The following is a 14,749-nucleotide window of genomic DNA, read 5'->3' as shown; positions in this document are numbered from 1 at the left end:
TTCTCTTGACTTGTAGGATGCATTTTCGAACTCCTCTTTAATTTGTAATTTATTTTGGTTGGAGCATTTGTAGTGCCCGTGGAATTTTTTGATGTTGAATAAACATATCCAATGCTCAAATTTAAGTATATGTAGGAAAAATGCGTAATACCTTTTGGATTTTTATTTTATTGATGTTAGCCGGTTGCTCAAAACCACTTCCTGAAGACAAGTTAGATTACGCTGGCACTTGGATTGGTAGCCAAATAAGCTTGATCATAACAACTGATGGTCGGGTCTTGTATGAACGGGTTGAAGGGAGCGTTACAACTTCTATAGAAGGGCCGATAGAAGGGTTCAACGGAGATGATTTCAGTGTTGGATTTTTATTTTTGACTGCAAATTTTCATGTTTCCAATCCCCCTTATGAAGAGGATGGGATTTGGCAGATGACAGTGGATGATGCTCGGCTAACTCGGGTTGATTGATCAGTTCGCGTTATAAATTAGTATCTGGTGTATATGGAGTAAAGAGAGCAATAGAAATACTTTCTATTGTTTTCGATATCCCTTAAGGAGTTCTGTTGAATATAAAAATCAGACACCTAGAAGAATCCGATAATAAGGATTTGTTCGAGATTCATAGTTTTGCCTCAGTAAATGAAAATACCTCTCAACTACTTTTCCTAAGCTCTGATAAAGTTGCTAACCTTTTTTCTGATCCGAATAATTATACCTTGGTCGCTGAATTGGATACCAAGGTCGTTGGGTATGTCACTCTGTTCTTAACCAATAAAATCCGGGATAGACATAGTGCTGTGCTGGCAATTGCGGTACATCCTGAATTTCACGGTCGGGGAGTTGGCCGGATGTTAATGGAAGAGGCGCTTAATCAGGCGGATAATTGGCTCAATCTAATACGATTGGAGCTGGAAGTTCATGTTGATAATGGTACTGCAATAGCACTTTATGAGGGCTCGGGTTTTCAGGTGGAGGGAACCAAGCGGCTTGGCAGGTTTAAGGCGGGTCGTTATATAGACGTTTTGTTGATGGCGAGAATACACCCTGAGTACCAAGCTAAAGCATAGGGTGCACCTTGCAATCGCAAAATGGACCTGGATATTAGGGAGGCTCAGAATCGAAATTTGGAGTTCCCTAGGACGAGGCGAATTATTCCGAAGTCTCTATGTGTGTAAATTCTCCACCGAGCTGATCCAGGGTGATCTCTCCAAATCGCGCGAGTAAAATACTCTCCGCCTCATCCATTACATCCTTTAGGGCGGCATTTACTGCGTGCTCAATGATGCAGTTAGTGTGTTCGTCTGTAAGGCCAATGGTAAAAACTGAGCTGTCTCCCAGCGCTTTATGGATATCCAGAAGTGTAATTTCATCCAAGGGCTTTGCGAGTGACCAGCCCCCATTGTGCCCTTTACTGGAGCGCACGTACCCCTGATCTCGCAATAACGCCATAGTTCTGCGAGCCACCACAGGGTTGGTGAGGAGCATAGCCGCCATCTTGTCTGAAGTAACCGGCTTGTCGGTCATGTTCAAATGGATAAGGACATGAAGTGCCCGGGATAATCGGCTGTCTTTGCGCATAATTCACCTAAATTTCTGATCCTGCAGTTTATCACGAAACTTTTGCTGTTACGTGTGTTGTGCAGCTTTGAATTTTTGTGTAACAATAAAAGTTACATGATATCGGAGGGGTGGCTATGGATACGGATGTATTGATTATCGGTGGAAGTTTTGCCGGTCTGTCTGCGGCGATGCAGCTCGTTCGCGGCAGGCGCAAGGTCGTTGTGCTGGATGCTAAAAGACCTAGAAACCGCTTTGCAAAAGCGTCCCATGGAGTGTTTTGCCTGGATGGTAAGACGCCCGAGGAAATTCGTAGCACGGCGCTTTCCCAGCTACAGGCTTACTCGAGTTTCCAGGTGGTTGAAGGCACTGCGGATACTGTGGATGTTCATGAAGAGGGGTTTGTTGTTGCTGCACAGGGAGATGCCACTTTTAAAGCAAAGAGGCTAATTCTTGCAACCGGCATTACGGATCAGCTACCGGATATCCCTGGCGTGAAAGAGCGCTGGGGTAGGAGTGTGATTCACTGTCCTTATTGCCATGGTTATGAGCTGAGTGATCGCCCTTTAGGTGTGCTGGCTACCAGCGAGCTGTCTTTCCACCAGGCGGCGATGATTCCCGATTGGGGCGCAACTACCTTATTTACCCAGGGCCAGTTCAATCCGCAGGGGGAAGTGCTCGATCATCTGCTGGCTCGGGGAGTAATGCTGGAAGAAGCCCCGATTACGCAGTTGGAGGGAGAGGGGGATAGTTTAAGTGAAGTTGTTTTAGGGGATGGCCGCAAGTTGCCACTGGAGGGGCTCTACGTGAGCCCCAAAGCGGAGTTGACCTCTCCGTTTATCGATCAATTGGGGTTGGAGCTGGAGGAGTCTTTTACCGGGCAGATTGTGAAGGTGGATGGCTTTAAGGAAACTTCTATAAAGGGAGTCTTTGCTGCTGGGGATTTATCCAACCCGATGCAAAGCGGAACCTTTGCGATTGCATCCGGCACCATGGCGGGTGTTGGAGCTCATCGCTCGTTGATATTTAACCAGTGATTTTTAAAGACCGGTGGGGGTTCGTTGGAGATATGCGACAAAAAGAATTTGGTATCTTTAGGGCTAAAAGCGGCAGGAGCAGATTTGTGCTCCTGCCGAAAAATATCAGCAGTTCACAGCGTTTACTGCGAGCCCGCCAAGAGAGGTCTCTTTGTATTTGCTCTGCATATCGATACCGGTTTGACGCATCGTCTCGATAACGCTGTCCAGCGGTACGATATGAGCGCCATCACCGCGCAGGGCCAGGCGTGCGCCGTTAATGGCTTTTACTGCACCCATGGTGTTGCGCTCGATACAGGGGACCTGCACCAACCCGCCGATTGGATCGCAGGTAAGGCCGAGGTTGTGCTCCATTCCAATTTCAGCAGCGTTTTCAATCTGCTGGTTGGTGCCGCCCTCTACGGCGGCCAAGCCGGCGGAAGCCATGGAGCAGGCGACGCCAATTTCTCCCTGGCAGCCCACTTCAGCGGCAGAAATAGAGGCATTCTTTTTAAACAGCATACCGATAGCACCGGCGGTGAGCAGGAATTTCACTACCTGGTCTTTCAATTCACCGTGAATATTGCTGTCGTGTACAAATTCCACGTAGTAGGCGATAACGGCGGGAATTACACCGGCGGCACCGTTGGTGGGCGCGGTGACGATGCGCCCGCGCGCGGCATTTTCCTCATTGACGGCGAGGGCAAAAAGACTAACCCAGTCGAGAATGGCGAGGCCGTGGTTGCGTTCTTCCAGACTCTGTTTGCTCAACTCCCGGTAGAGTTCAGCAGCGCGGCGGCGAACATTGAGGCCGCCGGGCAAGAAGCCATTCTGGTGGCAGCCTCGCTCAATAGAGGCATCCATTACTTTCCAGATATTCCACAAACGGTCTTTGACCTCCTGCTCGCTGCGGAAGGCTTTTTCGTTTTCCATGGCCAGCTCGGCAATAGTCCAACCGTGATGATCACAGATCTTCATCAGCTGTTCTGCATTGCTGAAGTCATAGGGCAGAAGGGTGGCGATTTCCTCTTTGTGAGCGAAATCCTCTTCGGAGAGCACAAAGCCGCCGCCGATGGAGAAGTAGCTGCGCTCGAACAGCAGCTCTTCGCCAGCGTAAGCCTGGCAGGTCATTCCGTTGGAGTGCTGGGGAAGAAATTCCTCCATATGGAAAACCAGATCGCGCTCGCGAATAAATTCGATATCCTGGTCACCGTTTAATAGCAGGCGGCGCTCGCTCTGGATTTGCGCCATTTTCTCGTCAATCGAGTCGACATCAATGGTGTCTGGAGATTGACCCAATAGCCCCATCAGAACTGCCATATCGGTGCCGTGACCAACCCCGGTCAGGGCCAGTGAGCCGTATAAATGAACTTGTACGCGGTTTGTGCGGGGCAGTTGGTCCCGGTCTTGCAAATCCTGCACGAATTGGCGGGCAGCGACCATAGGGCCCACCGTGTGGGAGCTGGAAGGGCCAACCCCAATTTTGAAAAGCTCAAAAACGCTAATACTCATAAATATTCTCTGCGCCGGGCTGCATCCTGCGGCAGCCCTCCCTAAAGGATATAGTTGCACTATTTAGGGGCGCACTTTGCCTTATGAGTCGCAACAATCAAGATGGTGCTCCCCATTCCGTACAAAATTCTATTAGCAGCAAATTTTGCGGAATTTATGAGTTCCCAGACCTTAAGCGTATAGACAAGCTACGGCGCTTCCGCGACCAAAACCGCTCTCTTGGGCGCGGGGTGACCTTCCACGGTTTTGTCTGGCGATTCCGGGTCGAGAAAATCTGCCAGGGATTCGAAGTGCATCCAGTCGGTGCGCCGCTGTTCCTCCAGGCTGGTGGTGTTCAAATCCACGGTCCTGGGGCTGCGGAAACCGCACTTGCGCAGCCAGCTCTCCAGGGTGGCGCAGCTGGGGAAAAACCACACATTGCGCATCTTTGCATAGCGGTCTTCGGGTACCAGGCAATCGCCGAGTCCGCCGTCGATAACCAATGTCTCTAATACAAGCTGGCCGCCGGGACGGAGGGTTTCGCGCAATTCGCGCAGGTGATCCATGGGTGAACGGCGGTGATAGAGTACCCCCATGGAAAAAGTGGTATCGAAAGCGCGCAAGTTTGCCGGGAGCGCTTCAATACCCAGGGGCAACAAATCCACTGGTGCTTCCTGGCCCAGGTATTTTTTCAGCGCATAAAATTGCGCGACAAATTTGGCGGAAGGATCAATACCGATGACCCGGCGCGCGCCGGCACCGTAGGATCGCCAGCAGTGGTACCCATTGCCACAGCCCACATCGAGCACCAGTCGATTTTTCAGTGGTGCCAAGTGCGGAAGTACCCGATCCCATTTCCAATCGGAGCGCCACTCAGTATCAATATTTAGTCCAAATAACTCCCAGGGGCCTTTGCGCCAGGGGTGTAATTTGCGCAGCTCCCGCTCCAGGACTTCGAGTTGTTCTGAGCTGGCATCGGCGGCAGTGCCCGCGCTGACCTTGCTGTTGAGTTCGATAGCGGAGGGCGTGATTTCCGGTAGGGCTTCCACCGCTGCGCGCCAATCGGGCAGATCGCCCCAGCGATGAGGACTCAGGTTTTCAGCCACCTGTGTTGGCAGCTGGGCCAGCCAGGTGCGCAGGGCGGGAACGTGTTGCAGGCCTTGATAGAGTTGGGTGTAGTCGATCACGGGGTACTTACTTTTCCGGCGCGCCTTTGATGGCGATTAAAGAGGCAAAATTAAAACACTGGAACCAGACATCGACACTGGTAAAGCCGACATTTTTCAGTCGTGTGCGGTGGGTATCCAGGGTTTCCGGAATTAATACATTCTCCAGGGCAGAGCGCTTCTGTGCGATTTCCAGCGCGCTGTAACCGTTGGCGGCTTTAAAGGAGTGATGCAGTTCGATCATTAACTCGTTGTGAGCCTTGTCGGCGAAATCCACTTTCTCGGAAATAATCAGAATGCCGCCGGGGCGCAAACCATCGTGGATTTTCTGCAGGATTTCTTCGCGCTCTTCCACTGGAATAAATTGCAGGGTGAAGTTGAGCACTACGACCGAGGCATTTTCGATAGCAACGTTTTGCAGGTTGTCGCAGATAAGTTGAACGGGAACCTCGCCGCTATCGGCTTCGAGTACTGTGCGCGCCTGATCAACCATGGCTTGCGAATTGTCCACGGCGACGATTTCACAGTCGGCGGCGGGAATGCGATGGCGCATGGCCAGGGTTGCCGCGCACAGGGAACTGCCCAGGTCATAGCAGCGGCTTCCGGCTTGGGCGTAGCGCTCTGCCAGGGTGCCGATCATGGCTACGATCGTGGTGTAGCCGGGCACGGAGCGCTTGATCATATCGGGAAAAACTTGCACCACCTGGCGATCGAACTCGAAGCCAGCTACTTGGCCCAGTGGGTTTGCATAAATATTGTCGTGTTTACTCATTGGAACTTCGCTAGAGGATAACGGCGATAGATCGGCGCCGGTTTTTGGCCGGCGCCGCAGAGCTTCCCCGGACAAATTGCCGGGGAATCGTCGAGCTCCAGTTAGAGCTTCTCTTCCTTCAGGTTGAGCTTGGCTGCCGCTTCGCTACCTTGGGGACCGGTAACAATGGCGGTACTGGCCTTGCTCGGGTCCAGATAGGTGGCTCCGACGCGTTGCAGGTCTTCCAGGGTAACTTCCGTAACCTGCTTGCGGAATTGTTGGCGCGTCTCGTGGGTGCGACCGTAAAGGCCCGAGTGGAAGTTCTTCTTGGCTTCACCAGCGGGGGAGCCGGGTTTATCCAGACCGCCGACGACGCCGAGGATCGCTTCCTCAACCTGTTCTTCCTTGTGCTTCTCTTCGGCCAACCACTTAAGGGATGCGTCGAAGTCCTCCAGGGTTTCACCCATACGCGGATCGCGGTAGGAGTAGAAGCGGAATACGCCGATATTGCTGTCGTGGCCGGCTCCGCCGCCATAGGCGCCGCCCTGTTCGCGGATGGTGCGATGCAGGAAGCCGTTGCGCAGGAAGCCGCTCAAAACCGACAGCGGGGCCGCATCCGGGTGGGACATAGGCACAGTAGCGTAGGCCTTGGCACAGAAGTTCACCTGGCTGTTGGCAACCCAGAGTTCCTCGATTTGTTTGCGTTCGAAAGGTGCAGCGGGGTTGGCTGCGGCGATGCTGGAAGTCGAGGTCAGTGGCATCAGTGTCTGGCTGAAATCGCCAATTTTCTCTTCTTCACCCACCAGCAGGAACTGGCGCGGTGCTGCGAGGATTTTCTGGTGGATAGCCTGGAATTGGGTGGAAAGGTCTTGCAGGCCTTCCTCTTTTTCCAGTCCGGCAACCAGGGCTCGCAGGTTGCGCAATCCCAGCAGACCACCGCTGGCATGGCTCTCCCAGGCGGCGCGGTTGTAGCCGGCACTGGCGGCAGCCATGGCAAGGGCGTGGCCGTTGCCGACAACACCCTGTTCGCGGCGGGCGAGGGTTTGCAGTAGCAGTTCCTTGATGCGGGCGTGCTCGTCAAAACGCACCTGCTCCATGGTGGCTTGCATCAGTTCGGTCAGGCCGCCCTGATTGCGTGCCAGAGCTTTACCGGACAGGATAAAGTGGCCGGACAAGTGATCCAGGTTGTCGATGGCAGTGCGGCTGCTGGTGAAACCGTGCAGGGCGCCCACCACGCTGGTCTGCCATTGCTGGACTTCCAGGTAGTCTTTTTCACCCAGGCCAACTTCGCTCAGTACCTGGCAGTAGTAGGGCAGCAGTTGCTTTTCGGTTTCGGTGAATTCCGGTAGCGCGCAGACCATTTGTTGGTAAACCAGGCCGTTGGTGCCCGCGCTATAGCGGGTCAACTTCTGTGGGCCCAAGTCTATTGCTTCGCCTTCGACATCGGGAAGCTCTGCGGGAATATCTTCCACGCCGACCTTGGGCAGGATAGAAGCGTCGTCCTCGCGGTTTTGTCGATCGGCCAGGGCTTTGGCGGTTTCGACAATCTGTGCTTTTTCTTTGTCGCTGAGAGCGGCTTTGATTTCCGCCAGCTGGTCTTTCTCCGCCTGCTCGCGGCGCGCAGCCAGCTGCTCATCGGGACTCAGTACCATACGTACGCGGTGCTGGTTCTCCAGCAGAAGTTCACGGGCTTTATTGGCGATAAACTTCGGATCTTTGATCTGCTCGCGCAGACGCTCCAGGGTGGCATCGATATTCAGCAGGCCGATGGCATCGCCACGGTGAGTGGCGCCGGTCAATGCGGTGAGAATCAATTGCAAGCCGAAGGGGTAGCCGTCGCCACCAATTTCCCGCTGTTGCAATTCCAGCTGGTGCAAGCTGGCTTCTACCTGTTCGTAGGGGATGCCGTTTTCCGCCACGTCCCTCAGCACGTCGAGAACCTGTTGCTCAAGCTCGTCGGCACTTTCGCGTTCGCTGCCTTCAATACCGCAGACAAACACCAGTTCGCGTTGGGAATCGTCCAGGCCAACCAGCGGAGAAGGGGAAGTGCCCAGGTCGGTGGTTTCCAGCAGCTTCATTAAAGGTGAAGCGCTGTTATCCAGCAGTGCGCCGGCGAGCAGGTGTGCGGTCAGGGCTTCTTCAAGATCGGTGACATCACCCAGTAGCCAGCTCAATACGATATGGGTCTTGGCCTTCAGAGGCTCGCCATTTAACGGGTAGTGCTCTTCGACTTTCAGCGGCGCCTGGTAGCGGTCTTCGCGCCCAACGGAAATGGTCTTGTCGAGTTTCTCGAACTTGTGCAGCGCTTTTTCTTCAAACGCGGCCTGGTGTTCCGCTGCGGGAATATCACCGAAAGTCATAAAGGTGGCGTTGCTGGGGTGGTAGTGGCTGCGGTAGAAGGCAACCAGCTGCTCGTAACTCAGCTTTGGAATATCGGTAGGTTCGCCACCGGAGTTGTAGTGATAGGTGGTGGTGGGGAACAGATATTTGCTCAGGGTGTGCCACAGCTGCGAGGTGACGGAGCTCATGGCGCCTTTCATCTCATTGAACACGACACCTTTGTAGACGAGCTCGCTGCTCGCATTATCCGCTTCGGCAAATTCCAGGCGATGGCCTTCCTGGGCAAAGTCCAGCGGGTCCAGGCGCGCAAAAAATACCGCATCCAGGTAGACGTCGAGAAGGTTGTCAAAATCCTTTCGATTCTGGCTGGCAAACGGGTAGGCGGTCCAATCTGAACTGGTGAAGGCGTTCATAAAGGTATTGAGTGAGCGCCGGATCATCATAAAGAAGGGATCGCGCACCGGGTACTTGTCACTGCCGCACAGAGCGGTGTGTTCAAGAATATGGGCGACACCGGTGGAGTCTTCGGGCACGGTGCGCAGGGCGACAAGGAAAACATTTTCCGAGTTGTCTGCGGCGATGTGCAGGTGCTGGGCACCGGTCGTAATGTGTCGGTATTCCTCGACGCGCACGCCGAGAGAATCAATATCTGCGCTGGTAACCAGTTCAAATGCAGGATGTGAGTTGCTCAAAAGACAGCTCCCTGGAGTTATATGAATTTTCTGGCCGGCCACTGCTGCCGGCGAAAGGGCGCTATTCTACCGCTTGCACACATCGGAAAGACAGTGTTGACAAGGATGCCAGTAGGGCGAAGACTTCGCTTGCCGAAGCTACGGCATAAATGTAGACGAACACGGAGATATTAGAGGTTGTCCTGGTTGGATATTGCCAGTGTCATTGGCTTTTTTATCACATGGGTGGGTTACACCGTTTTTGCGCGAAAAAAAGCCAAAGAAACCTGGTGCCTTACTTCATCGCTTCAGTGGTACCGCGTTGAATGGATGATGCGTATGCTCGATAGGGATATGCGCATGGCGGATACCGCTATTCTCAGTAACCTGGAGCGGGTCATTGGTTTTTTTGCCTCCACCAGTATTCTTATCCTGGCGGGTTTAGTGACGGCTTTGACGGCGAACAAGGCGGCCATCGAAGTGCTCACCAGTTTGCCTTTTGCGGAGCCCACCACCGTTGAGCAGTTTGAACTCAAGGTGATGTTGTTGATCCTGATTTTTATCTTCGCCTTTTTCAATTTTACCTGGTCACTGCGCCAGTACTCCTTCGCCAATGTGCTCATTGGTGCAGCACCGCCGCCGGAAACCGGTGATCTATCTGAGGAAGAGCGACGCCGATTTGCCATCAGTACTGCCAAGGTGATCGACCACGCGGGCCACAGTTACAACTACGGTCTGCGCTCTTATTATTTCTCAATGTCAGTGCTGGGCTGGTTTATCCACCCAATCCTGTTTGTTGCCGGCTATCTGTTTGTTGTCTGTGTTTTATACAGGCGTGAGTTTCTGTCCCGCGCACTGAATTCAATTTTGGCGGCCCGGGAGGGCGGGCTGGAGCGGCAGCAGAGGAAAAAATTCGATGAAAGACCGTGAAATCCTGGCGGCTTTTGATGAAGTCGCTGAAATGCGCGGCTGGCAATCACTGCATACCCCAAAAAACCTGGCTATGGCGCTATCTGTGGAAGTTGCAGAGTTAGGGCGACACTTTCAATGGTGCAGTGATAAAGATATCCAGGATCTAATGGCAGACGACAAGGCCGAGCAAGTTGCCGCTGAACTGGCGGATATTCAGATGTACTTGAGCAAACTGGCCGCTGTACTGGGGGTTGATATGGAAGAGGCGCTACAGCGCAAATTCGCCGAGAACCGCCGCCGATGCAATGAGGCTTTGCAAGGTGAGGGCTCCGATGGGTGACAGCCGGCGTAAAGATCGAAACTTTGACGATCTCGCTCACCGTTTTCGCAACCGTATCTATGGCGGCCTTAAAGGGGATATCCGCCTGGCAGTGCTCAACCGGGATCTGGCGCCGCTGTTGGGGAGCGAGCAGCGCACTCTAAAAATCGTTGACGCTGGGGGTGGCCAGGGCCACTTTGCCATGGATCTGGCTGAGGCTGGGCACGAGGTTTTTCTCGCAGATATTTCTGCGCAGATGCTTGAACTCGCGGATGCGGAAATTCGCCAGCGCCATTTGCAAAAGCAAATGACCTTGCTGCATAAACCCCTGCAAGAACTGCCGCAAATAGAAGCGTTAAAGGACGCAGACCTGGTAATTTGCCACGCTGTGCTGGAATGGTTGGAACAGCCGCAACAGGCATTGCAGCAGCTGCGCAGCCTGTTAAAGCCTGGTGGGCATCTTTCGCTCACTTTCTACAATCGGCGTGCCCTTGAGTTCCGTCTATTACAGCGGGGCAGCTTTCGCCAGCTGGACCGCAATATTGAAGGGGACAACTGGGGTGGCCACCCTGGCAGCCTCACTCCACAGAATCCACTTTTGCCGGAATGGGTGGAAGACTGGCTGACCGAAGCGGGCTTTTCCGTGGCTTGTCACAGCGGTATCCGCTGCTTCCACGATTTTATGACGCCGTCAATCCGGGAAAAGTTGCCCGCTTCGGCCATTGTGGAAAAGGAGCTTGAATACTCCCAGGTGGACCCCTATCGGCAATTGGCCAGGTATATCCACTTGCTTTGTAAGGTTTAACCCAGAATGCTCAGTAGTAACTCCTTGGCGGCGTTGATACGCGATGCCAGGTAATCGTTGCCGCCGCGATCTGGGTGGAGTTTTTGGATTAATTTGCGGTGTGCACTAATGATTTCATCTCTGCCAGCATCGGCATCAACGCCAAGGATTCGGCGCGCTTCGTGTTCCGAGAGTGGCGGGCCCTCGGAGTTGTGTGGCGGAGGATGTTGAGTGGCCCCTGGATTTGGGCGCCTGTTTGAATACTTTTCAAACAGTGGCATCAACCAGGGTAAATAACGGGAGAGCTGACTGAGTAAACGGCCCAACACAGGAAGAATGAGCACGAGCGCTGCTCCTACCCAATGCAGGCGCCCGGTGATAGCCAGCACAACCACTATTGCGGCGACGCCGGCGATACAGGCCATAAAAATCTGCTTGCGCCGCTCCTGCGGTGAGCTAGATTTGATTTTTTGCCAGAGATACCAGGCACCGATGGCGATTAAAATCAGTAAGATTAAGCGCGCCAATGACGACTCCTTATAGTGTTGATCTGCCAATGTTTGTTCTGCGTATCATAGAGTCCTCTTAACTACTTGATTCGCGGATTAATATTACTTGATCTGGGAGGATAAGCGCCTTAGAGCTATCCTGACAAAAGAAAATACCTGCACTTGAGAAAACAGTATGCAATACGACAAATTTCAGATACCCGATGCGGACCAGGTGCTGCCCGGCCGGCCCCAGCCGATGGAGATCAGTGGCACCCACTTTGTAAATGGCAACACCATTAAAGAGCCATTCCCTGAGCACCTGGAAGTCGCCATTTTTGGTATGGGATGCTTCTGGGGCGCAGAGCATGTGTTCTGGGATACGGATGGTGTGTTTGCCACTGCCGTTGGCTACACCGATGGCGCCACTGAAAACCCGAACTACGATGAAGTCTGCACCGGCCGTACCGGGCACGCAGAGGTGGTGAAAGTGATCTTTGATCCCAAAAAGGTGAGCTATGCAGAACTCCTGCGGATCTTTTGGGATCACCACGACCCAACCCAGGGTATGCGCCAGGGTAACGATATCGGCTCCCAGTACCGTTCCTGTGTTTTCTGCCTGAACGAAGGCCAGAAACAGGAGGCGGAAGCGAGCAGGGCAGCTGTGCAGGAAGCGCTGGATGCCAAAGATCGTGGATCAATCACTACCGAGATCAGCATGGCCCAACCGTTCTACTATGCCGAGGAATACCACCAGCAGTATATGGCTAAGAATGAAGACGCTGTTTGCCCAATTCTTCGCAACCCAATGCACGACTGAGAATTGATAGATTACAGAAGCAGGTGGCGCGGTGAGTACTGCCTGCTTTTGTGATGCTTGGCACAGTTACTTTCCCGTCACTTTTCTTTCCTTCCCCTGTCTCGATAGATTTGGCTTGTCCGTATTAGGTGGCCGCAAAATTATGGCCAAAATCTAAAAACTTACGACCAGAATCTAAAGTTGACTGCTGCCTTGGCGCGTAAAGTTCTTATGCTGATGTTGGTGTAGAGTGAGTATTGGCGCCTTCCTCTTGCTAGGTCTAGAAGCTATAGCGCTCGAAGGGGAGAGCTTTTAGCAGGCTTCGTTCTACCCGTGTTCAGCACAGAGGCATAATAATTTACCCGCAGGAGTACTTATGTACAGCGTTTACTCTATGGCGCGCCAGATGGATGGAGTATGTACTTGGGATTTCTCTCAATCATTTCCCGTTTTGAATATCAACCAAATTGCAGGCAGTGGAATCTGTCTGTCATTAGCCTCACATTGGATTAAATATCACGCATTTGATGATTCACTGGTAAATCACCTGGGTGGAGTTTGGAGTCAGCGAAGGTTTATCCCCTTTAATATCCCCAAGCTAAGGCAGATGGCTGGACAGCAGCAAGCCTGGGCGCAAAGTGCCAATTGGAGGGGGGCTCATAGGGCTTGGTTGTTATTTAATCGACTGAGAGTGCTGTCCTCTGTAGCAGGGCAATCAAATAGGGATTCCTTACGACAGAGGCTAGAGCAAATTAATGGGGCCTACGCTTTGATAGAAATGTGGTCTAACCGGGATCACACTCAAGGCTCCCATGCAGTAGCTGCGTGGATTGGAGCTCCATCATCCGCCGGACAAAAACAGGATGCTTGCTTCTTTGATCCGAACTTTGGGGAGTTTTGGTTTGAGGATAAAGAGGACTTCTATTTCTTTTTCCATTTGGTAAGTAATATGCACTATCGTGCCCTTTTTAAGTTCGATTCCTGGATGATTGACAGGGTATGGAAAAGCTAATTCTATCTGTAAATTGGTCTTGCTTAGCGTTGTAAGTAGGATTTCCCTTCGTGTAGAGCTGCGAAAGCTGTTTAAGATGGCCAGCACTTTGGCCATCTTACTTCCCTCTGGTAAAGCAACTTAATCTGCACATATTTAAATCGATCTGGCAAAAAGTCCAAAACCTAAAAATATTTGCCCAGTATCTAAAGTTTACTCGACAGTGCCGACATAATATGGAGCATAAGCCTGCAGAATGAGCGCTAGAGAAAATAGGATTCATTAGTGTAAATGTTACTAGGCCTTGACCTGGTTTTGCGGATGTAGGGCGATGAGTATTTGCTAGTTATGAGCAGTTGTAGAGCGTTATAGAAGTATAAATTTTTTGGTTCAAATCGAGCTAGAATTATTCACTTGAGCTAGTGAGTAAAGAGCTGGTTGATGATTTCGATGCGTGGGGTTTGTTAAGTAGCGGGGATGTTGGCTGCCCCGAAAAATTTTTAAAGCCTTGCCAGTGTATTTAACTACTGTGGCACTGCCGCAGGTATAAGAATTTATCAATCTCTACAATCTGTTTTTCTATGAGAGTCATCAATCTCTTTGGGTAAAAGTCTTTGATTAGGAACAGCTTAGTATTTTTAAGTAGATCTTCGCTCTAATTAATATAGATATTTTATGGATTTTAACCGTCTGTTGGGAGGCTGTCAGTATGCGCGTTAGTACAATTGCCGGGCGTCATCGAGGACAAAAAGTTTGGGGCTTTTCTCAGGGTTCACTGAGAGTTTGGGTGCACTATGCAGGATTTAGCAAATTTGGTATTTGTGGAGCCTTAACTGCACATTGGGTACATTGTAGGGCTACTGAAGGAGTATCTTTATCAAGTAAATTGGGTTTGTATGAAAAGTGGAGAGTTGGAACAGGTCCATTTACATTCACTCGACTTCGCTCTCTAAATATTCGTGAGTTAAGAAGTGTTGCCAGATCTCAGTGGGGGTGGGCACACGATAAAAATAATGCTTACATGAATAATGTAGAAGCATGGCTTAGAGATCGCGGAGTGAGCGCAGTACCTGGGCTTGGTGATAACTCCAGTATCCAGATAATTAATCCTGGGGGGCAGCCTTTATCAATGACCGATTTTTTAATAGCATCATTAGATCAATTAAATGACCATTACGTAATAATTACCGTATCAGGTACAAGTTTTGGGTGCTTTCCGGCGGCCCATGCGATTTCTCTCTATGTAGGACCTGCTGGAATGGCTCAGCAGTGCATTTTTTTTGATCCTAATCATGGAGAGTATAGCTTTAATAACAAGCAGGATTTTTTCAATTTCTTTCGTGAGTATTACCGACGAAAGATCCTGTCTAACGGGTTTGGTTCCCTGGGTCTTTCAGATGGTTGGCGTACTTATGTTTATAAGCCATAAGGTTTAAGGCAATGGATATTTATTAGGCTTATGCCG

General features: G+C 51.6%; 15 protein-coding genes. 9 read left to right on the top strand and 6 right to left on the bottom strand.

From position 1 onward, the window contains the following. Positions 1-140: 140 nt before the first annotated feature. Together ACJJIM_RS11195 and ACJJIM_RS11190 are read left to right on the top strand one after the other, a co-directional pair. Positions 141-467, top strand: a complete 327-nt coding sequence (locus ACJJIM_RS11195; protein ID WP_444913317.1) for a hypothetical protein — start codon at positions 141-143, stop codon at positions 465-467. A 95-nt stretch (positions 468-562) separates the two neighbouring features. Beyond that, the gene (locus ACJJIM_RS11190) at positions 563-1,066 is read left to right on the top strand and encodes a GNAT family N-acetyltransferase (protein WP_444913316.1); all 504 of its coding nucleotides are present in this window, start codon (positions 563-565) and stop codon (positions 1,064-1,066) included. A gap of 82 nt (positions 1,067-1,148) precedes the next feature. Here ACJJIM_RS11190 and ACJJIM_RS11185 read toward each other — a convergent pair whose 3' ends face one another. Further along, positions 1,149-1,577, bottom strand: a complete 429-nt coding sequence (locus ACJJIM_RS11185; protein ID WP_444913315.1) for an Rrf2 family transcriptional regulator — start codon at positions 1,575-1,577, stop codon at positions 1,149-1,151. 116 nt (positions 1,578-1,693) lie between these two features. On the opposite strand from ACJJIM_RS11185, the gene ACJJIM_RS11180 reads away from it, so the two are divergent. Continuing rightward, entirely contained in the window at positions 1,694-2,593 is a 900-nt protein-coding gene (locus ACJJIM_RS11180; RefSeq protein ID WP_444913314.1) for an NAD(P)/FAD-dependent oxidoreductase, read from the top strand. A gap of 105 nt (positions 2,594-2,698) precedes the next feature. Here ACJJIM_RS11180 and ACJJIM_RS11175 read toward each other — a convergent pair whose 3' ends face one another. From ACJJIM_RS11175 to ACJJIM_RS11160, 4 genes are all read right to left on the bottom strand, one after another. After that, complete coding sequence (locus ACJJIM_RS11175) at positions 2,699-4,084, bottom strand: L-serine ammonia-lyase (RefSeq protein WP_444913313.1); 1,386 nt, start codon at positions 4,082-4,084, stop codon at positions 2,699-2,701. A 188-nt stretch (positions 4,085-4,272) separates the two neighbouring features. Then, entirely contained in the window at positions 4,273-5,250 is a 978-nt protein-coding gene (gene cmoB, locus ACJJIM_RS11170) for a tRNA 5-methoxyuridine(34)/uridine 5-oxyacetic acid(34) synthase CmoB (RefSeq protein WP_444913312.1), read from the bottom strand. 7 nt (positions 5,251-5,257) lie between these two features. Next, positions 5,258-6,001 (bottom strand): carboxy-S-adenosyl-L-methionine synthase CmoA, encoded by a 744-nt coding sequence (gene cmoA / locus ACJJIM_RS11165; protein WP_108733518.1) that lies wholly within the window; start codon positions 5,999-6,001, stop codon positions 5,258-5,260. A 101-nt stretch (positions 6,002-6,102) separates the two neighbouring features. Then, positions 6,103-9,012, bottom strand: a complete 2,910-nt coding sequence (locus ACJJIM_RS11160; RefSeq protein ID WP_444913311.1) for an insulinase family protein — start codon at positions 9,010-9,012, stop codon at positions 6,103-6,105. 177 nt (positions 9,013-9,189) lie between these two features. Between ACJJIM_RS11160 and ACJJIM_RS11155 the strand changes: the two genes are divergently transcribed. Genes ACJJIM_RS11155 through ACJJIM_RS11145 form a run of 3 tightly spaced genes read left to right on the top strand, consistent with a single transcriptional unit; the run spans position 9,190 to position 11,027 of the window. Next, positions 9,190-9,921: a DUF599 domain-containing protein gene (locus tag ACJJIM_RS11155; RefSeq protein WP_108733516.1), complete on the top strand. Its 732-nt coding sequence runs from the start codon at positions 9,190-9,192 to the stop codon at positions 9,919-9,921. Beyond that, positions 9,908-10,243 (top strand): nucleotide pyrophosphohydrolase, encoded by a 336-nt coding sequence (locus ACJJIM_RS11150; RefSeq protein ID WP_444913310.1) that lies wholly within the window; start codon positions 9,908-9,910, stop codon positions 10,241-10,243. The genes ACJJIM_RS11155 and ACJJIM_RS11150 overlap by 14 nt, the downstream gene beginning before the upstream one ends. After that, positions 10,236-11,027 (top strand): methyltransferase, encoded by a 792-nt coding sequence (locus ACJJIM_RS11145; RefSeq protein WP_444913309.1) that lies wholly within the window; start codon positions 10,236-10,238, stop codon positions 11,025-11,027. Before ACJJIM_RS11150 ends, ACJJIM_RS11145 begins: the two co-directional genes overlap by 8 nt. On the opposite strand, the gene ACJJIM_RS11140 is transcribed toward ACJJIM_RS11145, so the two are convergent. Continuing rightward, entirely contained in the window at positions 11,024-11,533 is a 510-nt protein-coding gene (locus tag ACJJIM_RS11140; RefSeq protein ID WP_282932527.1) for a DnaJ domain-containing protein, read from the bottom strand. The two genes, ACJJIM_RS11145 and ACJJIM_RS11140, sit on opposite strands and share 4 nt — an antisense overlap. A gap of 157 nt (positions 11,534-11,690) precedes the next feature. On the opposite strand from ACJJIM_RS11140, the gene msrA reads away from it, so the two are divergent. The 3 genes from msrA to ACJJIM_RS11125 all read left to right on the top strand — a co-directional run bounded on the left by msrA (position 11,691) and on the right by ACJJIM_RS11125 (position 14,713). Beyond that, on the top strand, positions 11,691-12,314 hold the full coding sequence (gene msrA, locus ACJJIM_RS11135) for a peptide-methionine (S)-S-oxide reductase MsrA (RefSeq protein ID WP_282932528.1): 624 nt from the start codon (positions 11,691-11,693) through the stop codon (positions 12,312-12,314). A gap of 355 nt (positions 12,315-12,669) precedes the next feature. Beyond that, complete coding sequence (locus tag ACJJIM_RS11130) at positions 12,670-13,305, top strand: YopT-type cysteine protease domain-containing protein (RefSeq protein WP_413662335.1); 636 nt, start codon at positions 12,670-12,672, stop codon at positions 13,303-13,305. Between the two features lie 688 nt (positions 13,306-13,993). Further along, positions 13,994-14,713, top strand: coding sequence for a YopT-type cysteine protease domain-containing protein (locus tag ACJJIM_RS11125; protein ID WP_413662334.1), 720 nt, complete (start codon positions 13,994-13,996; stop codon positions 14,711-14,713). Positions 14,714-14,749: the final 36 nt, after the last annotated feature.

This window comes from Microbulbifer maximicatervae (SeqCode) (assembly GCF_052467615.1).
This window is presented reverse-complemented; position numbering and strand designations above follow the sequence as displayed.